This is a genomic window from Kineococcus anabasis, from assembly GCF_054590795.1.
Map to the genome: position 1 here is coordinate 56,489 of NZ_BAAIHU010000011.1, position 20,129 is coordinate 76,617.

The window sequence follows — 20,129 nt, forward strand, 5'->3', positions numbered from 1 at the left end:
TGGCTACCACAGGTACCGGCCCCGGGCGCGGGCGGCACACTGGCGCCGTGACGCCCACCCCCGTGCTCGCGGTGCAGGAGGCCGGCCCCGCCGGGGCGCCCACCGTCGTGCTCCTGCACGGGCTGATGGCCGACGGGTCGGCGTGGCGGGACCTGGTGGCCGACCTCGCCGGGGACCTGCGCGTCGTCGTGGTGGACCTGCCGGGGCACGGCCGTAGCAACCGGCGGGCCTGGGGGTCGCTGGCCGGTGCCGCCGGGGACGTGGCGGACGTCGTGGCCGCGCACGCGGGCGGCACGGCCTGCCTCGTCGGGCACTCCGTCGGGGGCTACGTGGCGCTGGAGCTCGCGGCCTCCCGGCCCGGCGTCGCACCCGCCGCGCTGGTCACGGGGGTGAACGTGCTGCCGTCGCCCTCCCCGCGGTTGCTGCGGGCGGAGGGGCGGCTCACCGGCCCGGCCCTGGCGGCGGGGCCCGCGGTCCGCTCGCCCGGCGCGGGAGCGGAGGGCGCCGCGGCGGCGCGGGCCGTGGCCCCCGGCACGTACGCGCGCATCGCGTCGGAGCTGCTGCGCTACCGGCTGCCCGCCGCCGCGGCGTCCTCCCCCGCGCGGGTCCTCGCCCTCGCCGGGCCCGGCGCGCAGGTCCCGCTGCTGCGCTCCCTGCCGCACATCGCGGGGGCGTTCGGGCGCGGGACGGCGAGAACCCTGCCCGGCGCCGGGGACGTGCGTGCCCTGTTCGCGGCGACCGTGCGCGCGCACACCCTCGGCGCGGGGCTCCCCGCGGAACTGCTCGACCCGGACGTCCCGCACCGCCGGGTCCCCCTCCGCCGGGAGGACGACCCGGCGTAGGGCGGCCGGCAGCAGGGTGGTGCGCGCCGGCCGGACGGGATCCGGCGCGGGTACCGGGCGCTGGCGGCGGTCCGGACGTGGCGCGTGGCGCAGGCCGGCCGGGTCCTCCTGCGCGGTCCACGACAGCAGCAGGCGCAACGCGTCCTCGGAGCGGCTGCCGGGTTCGGGTGCGTGGACGATCAGCGCCTGGGTGGGGATCTCGTCCATGTGACGACCTCGGCGAACCGTCACGGGCGCATCCAGGACGAGGACCACCCCGGGACGGCCGGAGCCACCCTGACGTCCGCGCCGGTCCCGGCCCTAGCCGCTCGTCGTGCGGTGGCGCACGTGCTCGCCCGGTCGGCTGTGGAGGCTGAGCACCTCCGCCGATTCCTCACCCGTGCTGCCGAACCAGTGGGGCAGAGCGGTGTCGAACTCGACCACCTCCCCCGGACCCAGGACGACGTCGTCGTCGTCGAGCACGAGACGCATGCGACCGGACAGGACGTAGAGCCACTCCCGGCCCTCGTGCCTCCTGGGTTCCGGTGTGCTCTTCGAGGCCGGGATGACGATCTTCCAGGCCTGGGCGGCTCCCGGTCGGGGTGACAGCGGGATGACCGTGCGGCCCTTGACGCGCCGGGGTTTGAGACGGACGCGCGGGTCTGCGACGTCCGGCGCGCCGACGAGGTCGTCCAGCGGGACCCGGTAGGCCTGCGAGAGCAGCAGCAGGAGTTCCAGGGTGGGCCGGCGTTGCCCGGTCTCCAGGCGCGAGAGGGTGCTCTTGGAGATCCCCGTCCCGGCTGCCAGTGCGGTCAGGGTCACGCCGCGCTGCTTGCGCAGTCTCCTCAACCGGGGCGCCACCTGCTCCAGCGCCGCTGCGATCACGGCCGTCGCGTCCTCCACCGGGCTCATCCAACACTCTTCCCAGGAACGGCAACGATCCTCGCCTGCCCGGGTCGGCGGGGCGAAGCTCGGGACGTGGACGAGGTCGACGCCGCAGTGATCGAGGTGCCGCGGGGCCGCCCGCCGTCCATCCACGTCCTCTCCACCCGCATCCCGCCAGGAGGCACCGTGTCCACCCAGGCAGCACCGCGTTCCGCACCCGCCGGGCCGCCGACGAAGCACCAGCTCGCCCTGATGATCTGGCTGGCCGTCTTCCCGACCCTGACCGTCCTCAACCTCGCGCTCGGCGAGTGGCTCGACACCCTCTCCCCGGTCGCGCGCACCTTCGTGCTCGCCACGATCGCCGTGCCGATCGTCATCTACGGGCTCATGCCCCAGCTGCACCGTCTGCGCGTGCGCCTGCTGGCTGGTACCCGCTAGCACCTGGAGGCGGTGTCCGGCGACGCTGTGACGGATCGCCGTGACCGGGCACGTGTCAGGGCAGCGGGGTGGCTGTGCCGCTCACGGTCACCCCGCCCGCCGCCGGGACGTCGACGAGCAGGACGCTCGGCCGTCCCACGTGCCGGCCCTGGTGCACCACGACGCGAGCGGGAGGTGCGATGGCCCCCAGTTCGCGCAGGTACGCGCCCAGCGCCGCGGCCGCCGAACCCGTGGCGGGGTCCTCGGTGATGTCGCCGACCGGGAACAGGTTGCGGGCCTCGACCACGGTGTCGCCGGGCGCCGACGGATCGCTCTCGTGCGCGTGCACGACGGTGACGGTGCCCGTCCACCCCTGCTCGTCCATCAGGGCGCGCACCGCACCCGGCTCGAACGTGAAACCGTCGAAGACGTCCTCCTCGCTGATCGCGACGACGGGGTGCCAGTTCCCCGCGAAGGCCTCCCGCAGCGGCAGCCCCGGGTCGAGGTGCTCGCGCCCGAGACCCAGGAGCCGCAGCAGACGGGTTCCCACCTCCTCGTCCAGGGCGCGCACCTGCGGCTCGACGGTGGTGAAGGACGCCGTCGGGCGCCCTTCCCCGCCGAGGGCCGTGCCGACCCGGATCGGGCCGACCGCGGTGTCGAGGGTGAAGTCCCCCGCTCCGCGGCGTTCCGCCAGCGCCACGGCCGTCGCGATGGTGGCGTGACCGCAGAACGGCACTTCGGCCACGGGGGAGAAGTACCGGAGGCGCACGTGACGCTCGTCCCCGGTCACCGCGGTGTCGGTGACGAACGCGGTCTCCGAGTAACCCACCTCGGCCGCGATCGCCCGCATCCGCTCCTCGGTGAGACCCGTCGCGTCCAGCACGACGCCCGCCGGGTTCCCTCCGTCCTGCCGCGCCGCGAAGGCGGACAGGCGCAGCACCTCCACCGCCCCGGCAGAGGCAGCGGGGACAGCAGGGGCTGCCGCGGTGGTCGGGTCGGGAGCGGTCGCGTGGTCGATCACCGCCCCACCCTGGCGCGCCCGGGACCCCCCGGCACAGAGCCATTCCACGGCGATTGGCCTGGACCCGGCGCCGCTGGGGCGGTTCCCGCTCGCCACCGGTTCCGGGTTCCCCACCGCGCGGGACCCGTTCGCCGGGCGCTCGGGCCGGTAGCGGGCACGTCTGGCTACCCTGCCCGGGTGCGTGATCGTGTGGCGGGTGACGAGGTCGGTGCCCTCCTCGACGCCTGGGTCCGGTGCTGGGTGCTCGCACGTGGCGTGGGGGGAGCGGTGCGGACCTCCCACTGGTGGCGGGTTCCCACCGGCACGAGCGCGGAGCGCTGCCGGTGGGTGCTCACGACCGCCTCCCCCGAGGCCGTGCGCGACGCGGCGGCGGAGGCCGGCGTCGCCACCGACCACGTCAAGACCGCCGGTGAGCCCGTCACGTGGCTGCCCCACCTCGGTCAGGGCTGGCGACCGGAGTCCCCGACGTGGCTGATGAGCACCTGCCTGGACATGGCCGCGCCCCCTCGCGCACCGGCCGGGTACCGCGTCGAAGCCACCACGGCCGAGCACACCAGCACGGTCACGGTGTACGCCGACGACGGCACCCGGGCCGCTCGCGGACACGCCGCGGTGGTGGGCGGGTGGGCGACGTTCGACCGGATCACCACCGAGACGCAGCACCAGCGCCGGGGCCTGGGGTCCCTCGTCATGACGCACCTGACCGCGACGGTGGCCGGGGGCGGCGCCCGCCAGGGCGTGCTGGTGGCGAGCAGCGAGGGCCGGGCCCTCTACACCACGCTGGGCTGGCGCTCGCGCTCACCGATCACCGGCGCCTACCGCGTCGCGGCCACGGGAGGTCCCCGCTGACACCGCACCGGGACACGCCACCTGCGGCGGTGGGTCGTTCAGCCGGCGGGGGCGGGGCCGGCGGCAGCCAACGGCAGGGCCTCGACGACCAGCACCGGGCCGAGGAGAGCGGCGTGGGGACCCCGGAGGAGGTGGACGGCCGCCTCCTCCAAGCTGTCGCGGTGCAGGGCGTCGGTGACCGCGGCGAACAGGTCCTCGGGATAGGCGAAGCTGTGCGCGGTGGTGACGACGGCGATGCGGGCATGTTGCGGCAGCCAGCGCACCAGCGCCCGGGCACCGTCCTGCAGTCCCAGCGGAGCACTGCCGCAGTCGCCGTCGATGACGCAGGCCTCCACCGGCGTCCCCGTGGAAGGCGCGGCCCCTGACCGCGGCCGGCGCCTGGTGCCGTCCCCTGCCACCTCCCCGGCGGGCTGTCCCTCCTCGATCCCGGCGGAGGTGTGGCCGACGGGAGCATGGCCGGCGGGGAGGCCGTAGATGGCCGGGGCACCGCAGCGCACCGCCCGCGCCCGGCCGCTGGCCCCGACGTCGACGAGGGTCGCGCTCACGTACCCCCGCGGCGCCAGACCGGCGACCAGCGTGTCCAGCTCCCCCGCCACCTCCACCAGCGCCGCGTTGCTGCGCGCGGCGCTCACGGTGAACGCGGCCTCCACCTGAGCCGCCAGGGTGCACAGGTGCTCGACGTGGCCGGCGACCGTGCCGAGCAGCATCCGCAGGCCGCCGTCGGCACGGGAGACCACGGCAGCCAGCTGCCCGGCCTCTCCCGTGCTCAGCAGCACCACTGCGCGCGCCCCCCTGCCCCCCACCGCAGGGGTGGCGGTCAGGAGCGCTGAAGCGGTCGGCACCGTGTGTGGTGCAGGCGCCGTGGACGTGCCCACCACCGAACCCGCAGCAGCGCCCGCAGCGAGGCCCGGCGCGGTGTCCGGCGCCGCCCGGAGCGCAGGAGAGGGCGACGAGGCGCGGGGGGCGCCTCGCTCACGGACGTGGGCGAGCAGGGGCATGACGGTGAGGAAGACACCGGCGGCGACCCAGGACCGCGCCTCGTCGGCGTGCCCGTCCCGCACCGCGGACAGCGCCGGGCTGAGCGCGAGGAGCGCGGCGACGGCGGAGACCCAGCCGGCGAGGCCGGCGCGGCTCGCGCCTGCCACGACGCCGGGCACCAGTGCCCATCCCAGCGGGGAGTCCACCCGCGCGACGCCCATCGCCACGGCGTTCAGGCCCACGACCGTCAGGGCAGGAGGCAGCGTCAGCACGGCCACGGCGCCCACACGGACCTCGCCCACCCCAGCCCCCTCACATCGGACTTCCACCCCGGCGACCCGGGCCGTGCCGAGCCCTGTCGTGCGAGCTCCCGGCACGCGAGCTCGTGCGACACCATCGCCGCACCCTGTCGGCCCGGTGCGACGCGCCGGGCGTTCCCCCTCACAGCGTGCGTCCCTCCTGCGGGAGCCTACGACGGGGCTCCCACACCGCACACGTCCTGCACCCCCGGGTCGCCCCCGGCACGTACGCGCACATCGCGGGGGCGCCCGGGCGTGGGACGGCGAGGACCCCGCCCGGCGGGCCCCTCCCCCGGGAGGACGACCCGGGCGTAGTCCCGTGGTCGTGCACGAGCGCACCGATCCGGGGACCGGGTCCCGACCACAGGCGGACGCCACGTGCGCCGCGGGCTTCCTAGCGTGCTGCCGCGGCTCCGGAGCCGCCCACCGCACGACCACGACCCGGTGCGGGTGCACCGGGCCCAGCGTTGAGGAGATCCCGTGAGGTACACCGTCCGTGCAGCGACCGCCCTGATGGCCACCGTGGCCGTGGGGGTGCTGGCCGCGCCGGCTCAGGCCGACCCCAGGGTCGGCGGTGAGATCGGCGTCCGCTACGAGGCCCTCGGCGGCGAGCGCGGCCTGCTCGGCGCGCCCCGCACCCCCGAGATCCGCACCCCGAACGGCAAGGGCGCCTACGTGGTGTTCGACCGCGGCTCGATCTACTGGTCCCCGCAGAGCGGGGCCCACGAGGTGCACGGCGCCATCCGCGACGCCTACGCCTGGGGTGGCTGGGAGAACGGCTACCTCGGGTTCCCCACCACCGACGAGGTGCGCACCCCCAACGGACGCGGCGCCTACAACGTCTTCCAGGGCGGCTCGGTCTACTGGTCCCCCGCCACCGGCGCCCACGCGGTCCGCGGCGCCATCCGCGACACCTGGGGCGCCCACGGCTGGGAGGGCGGCACCCTGGGCTTCCCCACCAGCAGCGAGTTCAACATCCGCGGCGGCAAGCGCACGAACTTCCAGAACGGTTTCATCGAGTGGACCCCCCGCGCAGGGACCACCATCGTGGGGAACTCCGGGGTGGCCGGCTGCCCGTCCCCGTTCAACCGGGCCACCCCCGAGCAGGCCGCCGGCTGCACCGTGCGCGGCTGGGAACTGCGCCGCGGCGACGTCCTGGCGACCTACGCCACCAACGCCGTGGCCGGGGAACTCCTCGCCACCCCCTACACCCGCGCGACCGCCGACGGGTGCAGCCGCCCCGCCCGGCCGACCACCACCGGAACCTCCGGGATCGAGTGCGTCTACTTCCTGCCCCCCCGCGCCGGTGACCCCACCGGCGAGGGCGTCGAAGCCCACCTCGGCATCGGGGTCCACGACGGCTACGGCGCCGTCGTCGAGGACGTCGTGTTCATCGGCTGACCCGGCCGGCCGCCCGGGGGCACGGAGGGGAGCCGCCGCGCGGAACACGTGCGGAAACACGTGCGGGGGGACGGCCACGGGCCGTTCCCCCGCGCGTGGTCAGCCGGGAACGCACCACCCGGCGCCGGGGCTCTCAGTCCGCGTCGGCGGGCACCCGTGCCGGCGCCCCGAGCACCAGGTCGCCGTACTCGTCCCGGTGCTTGCGCACGAAGCGGTCCACGAACGGGCACAGCGGCACGATCGCCAGGCCCTGCCGGCGCACGTCGTCCAGGGCGTGGCGCACCACGACCGAGGCGATGCCCCTGCCCTCGTGGCCGGGCAGGACCTCGGTGTGGGAGAACACGAGGAACCGGGGGGCGCGGGAGTACGCGGCGAACGCGGCGAGTTCCCCGCCGACGCGGCCCTCGTAGCGGTGCATGTCGGCGTTGTCGGTCACGGTGACGTCCACGGTCGGCTCCGTTCTGTGCCCGGGTGTGAGCGGCGCACAGGCCCGGACACTACGCGGTCCACCCAGGACCCGGAACCGTCCTGGCCTCACCGCTCCCCCAGCCTGCCCGCCAGCGCCACCGCGTCGTACGGGGCGCGCGAGGCCATGGTGTTGTCGAAGTACACGTACACGTCCCTCCCACCCGGCGCGTCCGGGTGCGGCGTCAGCAGCGGCGCCCCGTCCGGGGTCCCGCCCGCCGCCCACGCGCGCACCCGCGCGGCCCAGGTGTCCAGCTCGCCGTCGGTGTAGCCGCTGGTGTACAGCTCGCGGGAGCCGTGCAGCCGCACGTACACGAAGGCCGCGGTGACGTCCGCCAGCACCGGGTAGCGTCCCGCGCTGTCGGCGACGACGAGCGCGACACCGTTGCGGCGCAGCAGCTCCACGGCCTCGGCGCACGCGAAACTCGGGTGCCGCACCTCCACGGCGTGCCGCACCGGACGATCCACCTCCGGCGTGGTGGCCGGGTGCCCGTGCCGGGCGGCCAGCTCCACGGCCCGCCCGGCCGTGCGGGGCAGCAGGTCGAGGAACGCCGCCAGCTTCTCCGGGTCGAACCGCAGCCCCGGCGGGAACTGCCACAGCACGGGACCGAGCTTCTCCCCCAGCTCCAGCACCCCGGAGGCGAAGAACGCCGCGAGGTCCGCCTCCACGCCCACCAGGCGCCTGGAGTGGGTGGCGGTCCGCTCCCCCTTCACGGCGAGCACGAAACCCCCGGGGGTGCGCTGCGCCCACGAGCGGTACGACTCCGGCCGCTGCAGCGCGTAGAACGAGCCGTTGACCTCCACCGACCCCACGTGGACGGCGAGGTGCTCCAGCTCCAGCCGCTGCGGCAGGCCCTGCGGGTAGAACTCCCCGCGCCACTCGCGGTAGGTCCAGCCGGAGGTGCCGACGAGGGTGCGGGGCACGGGCGCGGAACTCAGCTCAGGGCGGAGGGCCGCTGCAGGACGTCGAGCAGGTCGGGGACGCCGCAGGCCGCGGCGAGCGTGTCGGCGTAGGACTTCAGGAGCCCCTGGGCGACGGCCAGCTCCTCGCGCAGCGCCACCGCCTGCGGCCACGCCCGCTCGTGCGCGAGGGACGACACCCCCTCGGGCCGCTGCGCCTCCCAGTCCTCCAGCGCCGGGTGCCAGCGGCTGAGCAGCGGCCGCAGCCCCGCGTCCAGGACGGTGACGGCGAGGATGCCGAAGCTCAGGGAACCGTCCCGGCGGGGGCGGGCCACCTCGGGCCCGTGCTGTCGCAGGATCTCCCGGGTGGTGCCGAACAGGGAGTGCAGGCTGGTCAGCGCCTCCCGGAGCAGACCCTCGTCGGCGCGCAGGGGCACGACGGCGACGCGGGTGACCAGCTCGACGTACAGCTCCCACGCGGCGCTGCGCTCGACGTCGCCGGGCTCCCACTCCCCGGAGACCTCGAAGATCCCCAGCTTGAGGGCCACACCCACCGTCTTCGGTGCTCGCACGGGCACCCACCCCCTCGTCCTGTCACGGCACCGGAAGCTGACCGCCTCCGGCGGCTTCGCGCAACCCCTCGCGGAGGCACGGCACCGGCCCTACCGTGGGTGACGCAGCGTAGTGCGACACGGCGGGGTGCGCCGGATGCTGCCGGGGGGCCTGGATGAGCGAGGCGGTCCGCGACGGGTGGGTGTCCCCTCGGGTGCTCATCTCCTACGCCCACGACGACCCCGGGCACGAGGAGCGGGTGCGCCGGTTCTGGACGTTCCTGCTCGCGTGCGACGTCGACGCGCAGCTGGACCTCCTGGCGGCGAACGAGCAGCAGGACTGGTCGGAGTGGATGTCGCGGGAGCTGCGCACCGCCCGGTTCGTCGTCGTCGTGGCCTCGCCCGCCTACCGGGAGCGCGCGGAGGGCAGGTCGCCCGCGGGCACCGGCTGGGGCGTCGAGTGGGAGGCGCGTCTGCTGAGGGACCTCGTCGCCAGGGACGAGGAGCGCGCCCGGGAGGTGCTCGTGCCCGTCGTCCTGCCCGGCGGCAGCGTCGAGGACCTGCCGGACTGGCTGACGCCGACGATCCGCACGCACTTCCGCGTCGACGACTTCACCGTCGGAGGCGCCGAGGCCCTGCTGCGGCTGCTCACCGACCAGCCGGCGGAGGTCGAGCCGCCGCGCGGGCAGCGCCCCGTGCTGCCACCGCGCCCCCTGGCGTGGACCGCACCCGGGCGCACCGTCCGGGACCGCCGGACGGAGGTGCGGATCTCCGCCTCCGTCCGGGACGGCGAGCTGGTGAGCGAGGTGTCGATGGCCGGCTCGGTCCTCGGCGCCCGGACCGGCCCGCTACCGCGCGACCTGAGCGGTGTCTGGTCGTGCCTGTCCGGGAGCCCGGCGCGGGCGGGCGGGGAACTGGCCGCGGCGGGGCGGGCGCTCGCCGGCGCCCTGCTCGACGACGGGACGCACCGGCTCGTCGCGGACTTCCTCGCGACCCGCTCCGTGGAGCACCAGGTCGACGTGGTGCTGCACGCCGACCGGGAGGCCCTCGGCCTGCCCGTGGAGCTGCTCCGCCTGACCACCGGCTCGGGGGTGGACCTCGGTCCGCTGGGGCTGCTGCGGGGGACGACCGTGCGCCGCCGGGTGGCCGGGTTGCCGCCCGGCGCGCCGGCGGCCCGCCCGGGACCGTTCAAGCTGCTCGCGGCGGTCGCGGCTCCGGAGGAGACGCTGACGCGGAACCGCCCCCTGGACGTGGAGGCGGAGATGCAGGCGGTGCTCGGCGCCGTCACCGGTGTCGGCACCGGCGGTCAGGTCCGCATCCTGGAGGTGGCCTCGCCCGGCCAGATCGGGGAGGCGCTGCGGCGCGACGAGTACCACGTGCTCCACCTGTCCGCCCACGGGACGCCCACCGGGGTGGAGCTGGAGGACGAGGACGGTGCACCGCGTCCCGCGACGGCCGGGCAGCTGCTCGACGTCCTGGTGGACGCGGGCCGGCCGGCGCCCCTGGTGGTCCTGTCGTCCTGCTCGGGCGGGTCGGCGGACGCCGAGGCCCTCGCCGGGGCCCTCGTGGCGGCGGGCGCCGACCGGGTGCTGGCCATGCAGGCCCCCGTCACGGACGTGTACGCCACCCGGCTGGTGGCGGCGTTCTACGCGGAACTGGCCCGGGAGCCGCAACCGGTGGCGCAGGCGCTCGGGCGTGCCCGCCGCACGGTGGAGCGCGAGCTCGACACCCGGGACGTGCCGCACCGTCCGGAGTGGGGTGTCGCGACGCTGGTGTGCCGGGACGCGGACCCGCCGCTGACCGACGCCTCCGCGCGGGCCCCCCTGTCGTCCCCGCCCGTCGTGCCCTCCGGGACGTCCGTGCGGGAACTGGGGGTCGGTCAGCTCATCGGCCGGCGCCGGCAGGTCCGCGAGTGCCTCGCGGTGCTGCGCCGGACCCCGGCGGCGGTGGAGGAGCACGGCGCCGCGGCGGGGGTGCAGCTCCTCGGCATGGGCGGGATCGGCAAGACGGCGATCGCGGGCCGGGTGGTGTCCCGCCTCCGCGAGGACGGCTGGGTGGTCGCCGTGCTGGAGGGGCGCTGGAACCCCGGGCAGTTCTTCGCCTCGGTCGCCGGCGCCCTCGCCGCCGACAGCGGAGCGGCACAGCGCTTCGCGGCCGCGGACGACGAGCAGCGGCTCCTGGCGGTGCAGGAACTGCTCGGCACGCGGGAGCTGCTCGTGGTGTTCGACGACTTCGAGCAGAACCTCGGCCCGGGTGGGGAGGGCTTCCTGGACACGGGGTTCGAGGACGTCTTCACCCTGCTGGGCCGGTCGGCCAGGGCGGGCGCGCTGCTGGTGACGTGCCGGTACCCGGTCCCGGTGCAGCGGCTGGACCTCGTGGAGATCCGGGTGCCGCCGCTGAGCCCGGCGGAACTGCGGCGGCTCTTCCTGCGCCTGCCCGTCCTGCGGGAGCTGCCCGCCGAGGACCGGGCGCTGCTCGTCCGCACGATCGGTGGCCACCCCCGGCTCATCGAGTACGTCGACGCCCTCCTGCGGGGCAAGCCGGCGCGCCTTCCCGAGGTCCAGGACAAGCTCCGCGACCTGGCGGCGCGCGAGGGCGTCGACCTGCGCAGGCCGCAGCCGCTCGGCGCCGCCCTGGACCGGGCGCTGGTGCTGGGCAGCGCGGACGTCCTCCTGGGGGAGCTGCTCGGTCTGCTCACCCCGCTGGAGCGTCGCGTGCTGGACCAGGTGGTGGTGTGCCGCGCGCCGATGGACCTGGACGACCTGCTGTTCGCCCTGAGCCCGGAGGCCGCTCCGGTCGGCTCCGTGGACGTGCCCGGGACGCCCGCCGACGCTGACGTGGCAGCCGCGGTGGAGCGGCTGGCCGACCTCACCCTGCTCGTGCCGGGGCCGGGGATCCTCGTGCACCCCTGGACGGCGGAGCAGCTCTCGGCCAGCCGGCGGGACGAACAGCACCGGCGTGCGCTGGCCGTGCGCTGGCGCCGGAACGAACGGGGCGCTCTGACCTACGAGGACCTGGTCGACCTGCACCGGCACCACGCGGCGCTGGGCGAGTACGACGAGGTCGCGGGTCTGGCGGTGCGGACCTCACGCGTCTTCAGGAGCGCCCTCGTGCTCAGCGCGTTCGCCGCAGCCGTCCGCGCCCTGATACCGCCGGCGGAGCGTTCGTGGATCCTGGTGACCGAGATCGAGGTCGGCGCCCTGCTCGCCTGCGGGGATGCACCCGCTGCCACGCGGCTCGTCCACCGCGTGCACTCGGCGGCCCGACGACGCGCGGAGGCCGACCCGGACACCACCGAGTGGCAGCGCGACCTGTCCGTCAGCCACAACAAGCTCGGGGACCTGGCCCTCGCCGCCGGGGACGGCGCGGCGGCCCGCGCCCACTACGAGGCGGGCCTGGGCATCCGCCGGCGCCTCGCCGACCTCGATTCCGGAAACACCGAGTGGCAGCGCGACCTGTCCGTCAGCCACAACAAGCTCGGAAGCCTGGCTCTCGCCGTGGGGGACGGCGCTGCCGCCCGCGCCCACTACGAGGCGGGCCTACGGATCCGCCGGCACCTGGCCGACCTCGACCCCGGCAACACCCGGTGGCAGCGCGACCTGTCCATCAGCCACGACAGGCTCGGGGACCTGGCCCTCGCCGCCGGGGACGGCGCCGCGGCCCGCACGCACTACGAGGCGGGCCTGAGCACCGCCCGGCGCCTGGCCGACCTCGACCCCGACAACACCGAGTGGCAGCGCGACCTGTCCGTCAGCCACAACAAGCTCGGGAACCTCGCCCTCGCCGTGGAGGACGGCGCCGCCGCCCGCGCCCACTACGAGGCGGGCCTGGGCATCCGCCGGCACCTGGCCGACCTCGACCCCGGAAACACCGAGTGGCAGCGCGACCTGTCCATCAGCCACGACAAGCTCGGGAACCTCGCCCTCGCCACCGGGGACCGCGCCGCGGCCCGCACCCACTACGAGGCGAGCCTGACCACCGCCCGGCACCTGGCCGACCTCGACCCCGGGAACACCGAGTGGAAGCGCGACCTGTCCGTCAGCCACGACAAGCTCGGGGACCTCGCCCTCGCCACCGGGGACGGCGCCGCGGCCCGCACCTACTACGAGGCGGGCCTGAGCATCCGCCGGCACCTCGCCGACCTCGACCCCGGAAACACCCAGTGGCAGCACGACCTGTCCGTCAGCCACGACGAGCTCGGGGGCCTCGCCGTCGCCGCCGGGGACGACCGGGGAGCGGCCGATCACTACTCGGCGGCACTCGCGGTCCTGCAGCGGCTCGTCGACCTCGACCCGACGAACACCGGGTGGCGGGACGACCTCGCCCAGGTCCGGGACCGGCTCGCCGCGCTCCCCCGCACGATCGACGTCACCGACGTCGAGGAGGAACGGCCCGCGCGCCGCCGGTGGTGAGGACCGCGGCACTGAGCACCCTCCCCCGCCCGGCCTGAGCAGCCCGCCACTCACGCCGCGCCGCCCACCGGCCGCCACGCTCGTCGGTACCGGAGGTCTCCCGGCCACCGGCCAGCGAAGGAGGAGATCAGCATGAGCGCACAGCAGCGCGCGTGGCGCCGCCCGGTCCGGCGCGGCCTGCGGTCCGCCGCCGTCACCGCGGTCGCCACGGTGGCCGCGGTGGCACCGCTCGCCGTGACGGCGGCCCCGGCGGCGGCGGAGCCCGGGTGGATCCGCATCAACGCGTTCCACAGCAACCTGGTGGCCACGGTCCCGGCGCCGTGGACGGCGAACGGCCTGCAGGTCCAGCAGCACGCCTGGGGACCCAGCGCGTGGAACAGCCAGTGGAAGATGATCCAGCGGGGGTCGAGCGGCCGGACCTTCCAGTACGAGAACCGCTACAGCCACCAGTGCCTCGACGTGCGGGGCCGCTCGCTGCTGAGCGGCGCCGCGGTCGTGCAGCGGCCGTGCGACGCGACCTCGACGAGCCAGCGGTGGACCCGCGTCCAGGACCCGGTGCTGCCGGTGTGGCACATCCGCAACGTCCGCAGCGGCAAGTACCTCAAGGTCTCGGGCGGGTCGACGGCGGCCGGTGCGGGCTTCGTGCAGTGGAACTACTCGCCGACGTCGACGAGCCAGATGATGCAGATCTGGTGACCCGGCCGGACCCGCACCGGGAACGTCAGCGCGCCCGGTGCGGGTCGCTCCCCGCCCGCGCCAGTTCCGCCAGGGCCCGCAGCGAGCGCTCCATGCCCTCGCCCAGCGCGCCGCGCCGGTCGCGCCCGCCGAAGAACCGCTCGATGACGAACCACCCGAGCCGGGTGAGGGGGCGGGTGACCTCGTAGCCGACGGTGACGCGGGTGCCGTCGCCCTCGGGTTCGAACCTCCACCGCCAGGCGACGGTCCCGGCGAACGGCTCGGTGCGGGCGAAGGCGAAGAGGCGCCCGGGTTCGACGGCGGTGACGACGGGCCGGTTGGTGAGGCTGCGGCCGCCGATGGTGTTGGTGGCGGCGAAGCGGGCGCCGACGGCGGGGCCGGTCGCGCCGCCGGTCCAGCGGCAGGCGGTGACCTCCGGGGAGTACTCCGGGGTGCGGGTGACGTCGGAGACGATGCGCCACAGCACGTCGGGCGGGGCGGCGACGAGCAGGGAGCGCTCGTCGCGGTCGAGGGTCTGCATCAGGTCCTCCTGCGGAACCGGTGGTGGGCGAGGAACATCTCGAGCACGTCGTCGGTGAGACGGCTGAAGGAGCCGTCCTCGAAGGGGACTCCGGGTTCGTTGGCCAGCTGCTGGCTGACGAGGCCGCTGAGCAGCACGGTGAAGGTGCGCAGGGCGTCGTCGCCGTCGGCACCGGGGGCGAGCTGGCGCAGGCGGACGGCCTCGGTGAGCTGCACCCGCACCTGCGCCACGGTGGCGACGCTCGCGGCGAACGTCTCCGGCGAGGGCCGGAAACCCGGCACGGGCCGCCAGAGCATCAACTGCGCGAGGGCGGGGTTGAGGGTGCACCAGCGGACGAAGGCGCGGGTGCCGGCGCGCAGGCGCTCCACCCCGGGTGCGGCCTCCTCGGCGGCGGACCGGACGGCGGCGTCCATCGAGGCGACCCCGCGGGCGAACAGCGCGTCGTACAGGGCGTGGAGGGAGGGGAAGTACTTGTAGAGGGACGGTCCGCGCATGCCGGTGCGCCGCGCGACCTCCGAGACGGTGAGCGCCCCGACGCCGGCCTCCGTCACGACGGCGACGGCGTGGTCGAGGGCCTCCTCGACGACGGCGGCGCGGCGACGCGCCACCCGGTCAGGGCTAGAGGTCGTAGCCACAGCTTCAGCATGTAGCCCCTCGGCGGAGCGGTCAACCCCCCGGCACACTGCCCCGGTGATGGACGACGCGACCTACTTCGCCACCCTGCCCGCCAAACCCCTGGCCGCGGGGGTCCTGTTCGGCGACGGGTCCGGCCGCGTGCTCCTGGTCGAGCCGACGTACAAGCCGGTGTGGGAGGTGCCCGGCGGGATCGTCGACCCCGGGGAGTCCCCGCTGGCCGCGGCCCGGCGGGAGGTGCGCGAGGAGCTCGGGCTGGACCGGAAACCCGGCCGGCTGTGGTGCGTGGACTGGCGTGCCGCCGCGCCGCCCGCGCCGGAGGCCGTGCGCTTCCTCTTCGACGGCGGCACCCTGTCCGCCGGGGAGGCGGCGCTCGTCACGCTGCCCGCCGCGGAACTGCGCTCCTGGGCGTTCCACGACCTCGACACCGCCCGGGAGCTGCTGCAGCCCAACCTGTTCCGCTGCGTCGCCGCCTGCCTGGCCGCACCCGGCGCCACCCTCTACCTCGAGGACGGGCTGCCGCCGGCCCGGTGAGCGCCCTCAGCACACCACCCGGGTCAGCGCCTCCCAGCCCGCCGCGAGGTCCCCGCCGGAGACGGCCGGGGACCACAGGTGCCCCTGGCCCGTGCCCACGCCCATCAGGCGCAGCTCCGCCGCGACGGCGGCCCTCTCCACGCCCTCCGCGGTGACGGCCAGCCCGAGGGCGCCGGCGAGGTCGGTCACCGAGCGGACGATCGCGCGGTCCTTGGGCTCGGAGTCGAGGTGCTCGATGAACATCTTGTCGATCTTCAGCCGTTCCACGGGCAGTCGCCGCAGGTGCGCCAGGGACGCGTACCCGGTGCCGAAGTCGTCGATGGAGCACGAGACGCCCTGCGCGGCGAGGTCCTCCAGCACGTCGCGGGCGTCGTCGTCGGCGAGGGCGGACTCGGTGAGCTCGACGGTGAGGATGTCGCGGTTGTCCACCAGGCGGCGGCGGATCGCCGCGGCGGTCCCCGGGTCGCGCAGGCAGTGGATGCTCCAGTTCACCGCGACCGGCAGCGCGGGCAGGCCCGCCTCCCGCCACGCCCGGCACTGGGCCACCGCCTCGTCGATCACCCACAGCGTCAGCGGGCCGATGAGGCGGCTCTGCTCGGCGAGGCCGATGAAGTGCTCCGGCGCCACCGGTCCCCGGCCCGGGTGCCACCAGCGGGCCAGCGCCTCCACGCTGCTCGGTGCGCCCGTCACGAGGTCCACGACCGGCTGGTAGTGCAGCTCCAGCTCCCCGGCGCTGATGGCGGTGCGCAGGTCCCCGATGAGCTTCAGGCGCAGCAGCCGGGGGGCGTCGAGGGCGGGCTCGTACGCCGCCCAGGGGCTGCCCGCGGTCTTGGCCCGGTGCATGGCCACGTCGGCGCGGCGCAGCAGCGTCGAGGCGTCGGAGCCGTGCAGCGGCGCGAGGGCGTACCCGGCGCTGACGCCCAGGCGGATGTCGACGGCCGCGGCGGTGAACGGCTCCGCGAAGGCGTCGGCGATCCGGCCGGCGAGGGCCTGCAGGGCGGGCATCGTCGTGCCGGGCACGAGGACGGCGAACTCGTCCCCGCCGAGCCGCGCGGTCACCGAGGAGGCGGGCACGGCCGCGACCAGCCGCTCCGCGACGCGCTGGAGGACGAGGTCGCCCACGGCGTGCCCGAGGGCGTCGTTGACGTCCTTGAACCCGTCGAGGTCGAGCAGCAGCACGGCGCAGCTGTGCCGGGAGTGCAGCTCCTCCTCCAGCCGCTGGCGCAGCAGGACCCGGTTGGGCAGGCCGGTGAGGGCGTCGTGCAGCGCCTGCTGCCGGTTGGCCTCCTCCGTCAGGGAGCGGTCGACGGCCGCGGAGAGGAGGGTGGCGATCTGCTGGAGGAAGAGGACGTCCTGCGCGCCGACGTGCCCGGGGTCGTGGTGGGCGACGACGAGGGCGCCCCACACCTGCTGCGGGCACTGCACGGGCACCACCGCGGAGCTGCCGGCGTCGCAGCCCGGCACCAGGGGGCGGGCCGGGCGGGCGGGCGCCCCGCGGTCCGCGCTGTGGTCCGGCACGTGCACCGGGACCCCGCCGCGCAGGGCCAGGCCCAGGGTCGTGCCCGACAGCTCCGCCAGCGCCAGGTGGCCGGGCAGGGGACGGCCGTGCCGCCGCGGGGTGCAGGCGTGCAGGGTCACGTCCGGGCCCTCGACCCGGACCACCGCGACGGCCGCGCCGGGCAGGGCCTCGGCGGCGCTGCGGTGCGCGAGCTCCAGCAGCTCCCCGAGGTCGGTCCCCCCGACGGCGTGGCGGCCGAGGGCGACGACCGCGTGCTGGCGCCGCGAGAGCTGCTCCCGCTCCCGCAGCAGCCAGCGCAGGTCCGGGGAGGCACCGGGCCCGTCGAACCCGGCGGCCGCGTCCGCGAGCACCGCACCGTCCGCCGGCAGCGCACCGTCGGCCCACAGCGGCCGCGGGTGCGGGGCGGTGTCGGCGCCGTCGGGCGACCAGGGGTCGTGGAGCCGCCGGGCGTGACCGTCGAGGCTCCCGCGCACCACCTCCGTGGCACGCTCGCGCGCCGACCGCGCCCGCCGACGCGCGTCGGTGCTGTCACTCATGGTGAGCGTTTACCACAGGGGGCGCGGCCGGGCACAGGACCGACCCGTATCGATGGCCGTTCCCCCTCGGCCCGCGCGGCGGCGCGGTGCCCCGCACGGCGGGCGGGATCGGGGCGGCGGGAGGAGGGTGGGACGAGCAGGACCACCTTCCCGGCGGTCGCGCCGGCCGCCACCGGCTTAGCCTCGAGGAGGCGTGCGCCGCCGCCGCGCGGCGCCGCCGGCAAGCACCTCGGGACACAGCCCGTCCCGAGCAGCACCCCTGAGCAGCACCCCCGAGCAGCACCCCCGAGGAGCCCAGCCCCATGCCCACCGCTTCCGCCTACGCCGCCACGTCCGCCACCGCGCCCCTGGAGCCGACGACCGTCGAGCGGCGCGAGGTCGGCCCCCACGACGTCCTCATCGACATCAGGTTCGCCGGCATCTGCCACTCCGACATCCACACCGCGCGCGGCGAGTGGGGCGAGGTGCTCTACCCGCTGGTGCCCGGCCACGAGATCGCCGGGGTCGTGGCGGAGGTCGGCGCGGAGGTCTCGCGCTACGCCGTGGGCGACCGCGTCGGCGTGGGCTGCTTCGTGGACTCCTGCCGCGAGTGCGAGAACTGCCTCGCGGGCGAGGAGCAGTACTGCGCGAAGGGCGAGACCGGCACGTACAACGCGATCGGCCGCGACGGCAAGCCCACCGCCGGCGGGTACGCCACGAACATCGTGGTCGACGAGAACTACGTCTGCCGGATCCCCGAGGGCCTGGAGCTGGACGTGGCCGCGCCGCTGCTGTGCGCGGGGATCACCCTGTACTCGCCGCTGAACCACTGGGGCGCGGGGCCCGGCAAGAAGGTCGCGATCGTGGGCCTCGGCGGGCTCGGGCACATGGGCGTGAAGATCGCCGCGGCGATGGGCGCGGAGGTCACGGTCATCAGCCAGTCGCTGAAGAAGCAGGAGGACGCCCTGCGCCTGGGCGCCACCCACTACCGCGCCGCCAGCGACGAGAACACCTTCACCGAGCTCGCCGGGACGTTCGACCTGATCGTCAACACGGTCTCGGCGAACATCGACCTCAACGCGTACCTGAACCTGCTGAAGCTCGACGGCACCCTGGTGCTCGTCGGCCTGCCGGAGAACCCCATCCCGGTCCAGGCGTTCTCCCTCGTGCAGAACCGCCGCCGCTTCGCCGGCTCCAAGATCGGCGGCATCCGGGAGACCCAGGAGATGCTGGACTTCTGCGCCGAGCACGGCCTGGGTGCGGAGATCGAGGTCATCGGCGCCGACGAGATCAACGAGGCGTACGAGCGCGTCATCGCCAGCGACGTGCGCTACCGGTTCGTCATCGACACCTCCACGCTGCAGGGCTGAGGACGGCGGGTGCGGGGCGAGGGGGGCGGGTGCGCGCGGCACCCGCCCCCCTCGCACACCTGCCGCGCCCTCACCCCCCGGCGCCCGGCAGCGCCTGGCGGGCGGCGTCGACGGCCTGCGCGAACTCCTCGGCGGCCGCGCGGTCCGCGCGGGTGCGCAGCCGCACCGGGCGCCCGTCGACGACGAGCTCGACGCGCAGGCTCCCCGCCGCGCCGAGCAGTCCGCGCGGAGCGCGCACGCCCACCGCACCGACGGAGGCGAGCGGTACGGATGCGACGGACGGGCCGCCGAGGAGCTGCGGCTGCGCCAGCCAGAGCCGCGCGGCGCTGACCGCGAGGACCCCGGAGCCGGACGGGCCCGCGAACGGGCCCGACGCGAGGGGCAGGACCGCGAGCGGGGTGTCGCCCTCCTGGGCCATCCGGCCGAGCAGGAGCGCGTGGGAGGCGTCGCCGAGCACCCCCGAGTCCTACCGCAGCACGCGTCCCGAGCGGACAGGAGTACCGCCACGACACCCTCCCCTATTGACAATCGATAGGAACCGAGCGATCCTCGATACATGCTCACCGAGCGACGGGCGGTCGCCCTCCTGAGAGTCGTCCTCGTCGTCCTCTTTGCGGTCCTGGTCTTCTTCCAGGTCGTGTCCCTGCCCGGGGAGTTCGCGCACACCGCCCGGCAGGACCCCGAGCGCGCCCACCTGCGGTGGCCGGCGACGGCCGTGTCGGTGTTCTGGGTGCTCTGCGTGCAGGTGGTGGTCGTCTGCACCTGGAAGCTGCTCACCCTGATCAGAAAGGACCGCATCTTCAGCGAGGCCGCCCTGGTGTGGGTGAACGTGATCGTGTGGGCCGTCGCCGCCGCGTGGGCGGTGCTCGTCGCCGCGTTCCTCTACGTCGGGTTCAACGCCTCCGACCCGGGCCTGCCGCTGCTGCTGTTCCTCGCGACCACCGGCGTCACCGTGCTCGGCCTGCTCATGGTGGTGATGCGCGCCCTGCTGCGGCAGGCCACCACGCTGCGCACCGACATGGACGCGGTGATCTGATGCCGATCGTGGTGCGCCTCGACGTGGAACTGGCCCGGCGCAAGATGAGCGTCGCGGAGTTCTCCGACCTGGTCGGCCTCACCCCCGCCAACATCGCGGTGCTGAAGAACGGCCGCGCCAAGGCCGTCCGCTTCAGCACCCTGGAGGCCATGTGCCGGGTCCTCGGCTGCCAGCCCGGCGACCTGCTGGAGTGGGTCGAGGACTGAGCCCCCCGTGGAGGGGTCCAGGACGTGCCCTGCGGATCATCGGCGGCCATGGCCGCGCCCCATCAGCGTCATGAGCGGATGGTCCGCTCCTCCAGCATCGA

Annotated in this window: 20 protein-coding genes; 10 read left to right on the forward strand and 10 right to left on the reverse strand. The window is 75.6% G+C overall.

All coding sequences use genetic code 11. The features are described from left to right. Positions 1 to 47: 47 nt before the first annotated feature. The gene (locus ACYQBY_RS17890; protein ID WP_459645242.1) at positions 48 to 842 is read left to right on the forward strand and encodes an alpha/beta fold hydrolase; all 795 of its coding nucleotides are present in this window, start codon (positions 48 to 50) and stop codon (positions 840 to 842) included. 300 nt (positions 843 to 1,142) lie between these two features. Here the strand turns inward: ACYQBY_RS17890 and ACYQBY_RS17895 are convergent, their stop codons facing one another. Next, complete coding sequence (locus ACYQBY_RS17895; RefSeq protein ID WP_459645243.1) at positions 1,143 to 1,733, reverse strand: helix-turn-helix domain-containing protein; 591 nt, start codon at positions 1,731 to 1,733, stop codon at positions 1,143 to 1,145. Positions 1,734 to 1,958: 225 nt separating this feature from the next. Here ACYQBY_RS17895 and ACYQBY_RS17900 point away from each other — a divergent pair, with 225 nt between their 5' ends. Beyond that, on the forward strand, positions 1,959 to 2,144 hold the full coding sequence (locus ACYQBY_RS17900) for a hypothetical protein (protein WP_459645364.1): 186 nt from the start codon (positions 1,959 to 1,961) through the stop codon (positions 2,142 to 2,144). A gap of 55 nt (positions 2,145 to 2,199) precedes the next feature. On the opposite strand, the gene ACYQBY_RS17905 is transcribed toward ACYQBY_RS17900, so the two are convergent. Continuing rightward, positions 2,200 to 3,144, reverse strand: coding sequence for a PhzF family phenazine biosynthesis protein (locus ACYQBY_RS17905; protein ID WP_459645244.1), 945 nt, complete (start codon positions 3,142 to 3,144; stop codon positions 2,200 to 2,202). Positions 3,145 to 3,321: 177 nt separating this feature from the next. Between ACYQBY_RS17905 and ACYQBY_RS17910 the strand changes: the two genes are divergently transcribed. Continuing rightward, positions 3,322 to 3,993: a GNAT family N-acetyltransferase gene (locus ACYQBY_RS17910; protein WP_459645245.1), complete on the forward strand. Its 672-nt coding sequence runs from the start codon at positions 3,322 to 3,324 to the stop codon at positions 3,991 to 3,993. Between the two features lie 38 nt (positions 3,994 to 4,031). On the opposite strand, the gene ACYQBY_RS17915 is transcribed toward ACYQBY_RS17910, so the two are convergent. Beyond that, positions 4,032 to 5,273, reverse strand: a complete 1,242-nt coding sequence (locus ACYQBY_RS17915; RefSeq protein ID WP_459645246.1) for a hypothetical protein — start codon at positions 5,271 to 5,273, stop codon at positions 4,032 to 4,034. A 477-nt stretch (positions 5,274 to 5,750) separates the two neighbouring features. Here ACYQBY_RS17915 and ACYQBY_RS17920 point away from each other — a divergent pair, with 477 nt between their 5' ends. Continuing rightward, positions 5,751 to 6,671: an LGFP repeat-containing protein gene (locus ACYQBY_RS17920; protein ID WP_459645247.1), complete on the forward strand. Its 921-nt coding sequence runs from the start codon at positions 5,751 to 5,753 to the stop codon at positions 6,669 to 6,671. 133 nt (positions 6,672 to 6,804) lie between these two features. On the opposite strand, the gene ACYQBY_RS17925 is transcribed toward ACYQBY_RS17920, so the two are convergent. The 3 genes from ACYQBY_RS17925 to ACYQBY_RS17935 all read right to left on the reverse strand — a co-directional run bounded on the left by ACYQBY_RS17925 (position 6,805) and on the right by ACYQBY_RS17935 (position 8,608). Further along, positions 6,805 to 7,119, reverse strand: a complete 315-nt coding sequence (locus ACYQBY_RS17925) for a GNAT family N-acetyltransferase (RefSeq protein ID WP_459645248.1) — start codon at positions 7,117 to 7,119, stop codon at positions 6,805 to 6,807. 86 nt (positions 7,120 to 7,205) lie between these two features. Beyond that, positions 7,206 to 8,060, reverse strand: a complete 855-nt coding sequence (locus tag ACYQBY_RS17930) for a DUF72 domain-containing protein (protein WP_459645249.1) — start codon at positions 8,058 to 8,060, stop codon at positions 7,206 to 7,208. 11 nt (positions 8,061 to 8,071) lie between these two features. After that, complete coding sequence (locus tag ACYQBY_RS17935) at positions 8,072 to 8,608, reverse strand: hypothetical protein (RefSeq protein WP_459645250.1); 537 nt, start codon at positions 8,606 to 8,608, stop codon at positions 8,072 to 8,074. Positions 8,609 to 8,763: 155 nt separating this feature from the next. On the opposite strand from ACYQBY_RS17935, the gene ACYQBY_RS17940 reads away from it, so the two are divergent. Together ACYQBY_RS17940 and ACYQBY_RS17945 are read left to right on the forward strand one after the other, a co-directional pair. After that, entirely contained in the window at positions 8,764 to 12,999 is a 4,236-nt protein-coding gene (locus tag ACYQBY_RS17940) for a CHAT domain-containing protein (RefSeq protein ID WP_459645251.1), read from the forward strand. 132 nt (positions 13,000 to 13,131) lie between these two features. Next, complete coding sequence (locus ACYQBY_RS17945; RefSeq protein WP_459645252.1) at positions 13,132 to 13,695, forward strand: RICIN domain-containing protein; 564 nt, start codon at positions 13,132 to 13,134, stop codon at positions 13,693 to 13,695. Positions 13,696 to 13,720: 25 nt separating this feature from the next. On the opposite strand, the gene ACYQBY_RS17950 is transcribed toward ACYQBY_RS17945, so the two are convergent. Together ACYQBY_RS17950 and ACYQBY_RS17955 are read right to left on the reverse strand one after the other, a co-directional pair. Next, entirely contained in the window at positions 13,721 to 14,215 is a 495-nt protein-coding gene (locus tag ACYQBY_RS17950) for an SRPBCC family protein (protein ID WP_459645253.1), read from the reverse strand. Next, a complete protein-coding gene (locus ACYQBY_RS17955; protein WP_459645254.1) occupies positions 14,215 to 14,850 on the reverse strand; it encodes a TetR/AcrR family transcriptional regulator in 636 nt (211 codons plus the stop codon). The genes ACYQBY_RS17950 and ACYQBY_RS17955 overlap by 1 nt, the downstream gene beginning before the upstream one ends. A 58-nt stretch (positions 14,851 to 14,908) precedes the next feature. On the opposite strand from ACYQBY_RS17955, the gene ACYQBY_RS17960 reads away from it, so the two are divergent. Continuing rightward, on the forward strand, positions 14,909 to 15,382 hold the full coding sequence (locus ACYQBY_RS17960; RefSeq protein WP_459645365.1) for an NUDIX domain-containing protein: 474 nt from the start codon (positions 14,909 to 14,911) through the stop codon (positions 15,380 to 15,382). 6 nt (positions 15,383 to 15,388) lie between these two features. On the opposite strand, the gene ACYQBY_RS17965 is transcribed toward ACYQBY_RS17960, so the two are convergent. Next, on the reverse strand, positions 15,389 to 17,437 hold the full coding sequence (locus tag ACYQBY_RS17965) for a putative bifunctional diguanylate cyclase/phosphodiesterase (RefSeq protein WP_459645255.1): 2,049 nt from the start codon (positions 17,435 to 17,437) through the stop codon (positions 15,389 to 15,391). Between the two features lie 302 nt (positions 17,438 to 17,739). On the opposite strand from ACYQBY_RS17965, the gene ACYQBY_RS17970 reads away from it, so the two are divergent. Continuing rightward, a complete protein-coding gene (locus ACYQBY_RS17970) occupies positions 17,740 to 18,786 on the forward strand; it encodes an NAD(P)-dependent alcohol dehydrogenase (protein ID WP_459645256.1) in 1,047 nt (348 codons plus the stop codon). Positions 18,787 to 18,856: 70 nt separating this feature from the next. Here the strand turns inward: ACYQBY_RS17970 and ACYQBY_RS17975 are convergent, their stop codons facing one another. Next, on the reverse strand, positions 18,857 to 19,243 hold the full coding sequence (locus ACYQBY_RS17975; RefSeq protein ID WP_459645257.1) for a hypothetical protein: 387 nt from the start codon (positions 19,241 to 19,243) through the stop codon (positions 18,857 to 18,859). Between the two features lie 99 nt (positions 19,244 to 19,342). On the opposite strand from ACYQBY_RS17975, the gene ACYQBY_RS17980 reads away from it, so the two are divergent. Beyond that, entirely contained in the window at positions 19,343 to 19,822 is a 480-nt protein-coding gene (locus tag ACYQBY_RS17980; RefSeq protein WP_459645258.1) for a DUF2975 domain-containing protein, read from the forward strand. After that, entirely contained in the window at positions 19,822 to 20,028 is a 207-nt protein-coding gene (locus ACYQBY_RS17985; protein WP_459645259.1) for a helix-turn-helix domain-containing protein, read from the forward strand. The genes ACYQBY_RS17980 and ACYQBY_RS17985 overlap by 1 nt, the downstream gene beginning before the upstream one ends. The last annotated feature ends 101 nt before the right edge of the window (positions 20,029 to 20,129 follow it).

Coding starts and splice junctions, on each gene's coding strand:
- ACYQBY_RS17895 (WP_459645243.1), bottom strand. CDS start 1,733: ATGAGCCCGGTGGAGGACGCGACGGCCGTGATCGCAGCGGCGCTGGAG.
- ACYQBY_RS17900 (WP_459645364.1), top strand. CDS start 1,959: ATGATCTGGCTGGCCGTCTTCCCGACCCTGACCGTCCTCAACCTCGCG.
- ACYQBY_RS17985 (WP_459645259.1), top strand. CDS start 19,822: ATGCCGATCGTGGTGCGCCTCGACGTGGAACTGGCCCGGCGCAAGATG.
- ACYQBY_RS17950 (WP_459645253.1), bottom strand. CDS start 14,215: ATGCAGACCCTCGACCGCGACGAGCGCTCCCTGCTCGTCGCCGCCCCG.
- ACYQBY_RS17965 (WP_459645255.1), bottom strand. CDS start 17,437: ATGAGTGACAGCACCGACGCGCGTCGGCGGGCGCGGTCGGCGCGCGAG.
- ACYQBY_RS17970 (WP_459645256.1), top strand. CDS start 17,740: ATGCCCACCGCTTCCGCCTACGCCGCCACGTCCGCCACCGCGCCCCTG.
- ACYQBY_RS17945 (WP_459645252.1), top strand. CDS start 13,132: ATGAGCGCACAGCAGCGCGCGTGGCGCCGCCCGGTCCGGCGCGGCCTG.
- ACYQBY_RS17940 (WP_459645251.1), top strand. CDS start 8,764: ATGAGCGAGGCGGTCCGCGACGGGTGGGTGTCCCCTCGGGTGCTCATC.
- ACYQBY_RS17980 (WP_459645258.1), top strand. CDS start 19,343: ATGCTCACCGAGCGACGGGCGGTCGCCCTCCTGAGAGTCGTCCTCGTC.
- ACYQBY_RS17960 (WP_459645365.1), top strand. CDS start 14,909: ATGGACGACGCGACCTACTTCGCCACCCTGCCCGCCAAACCCCTGGCC.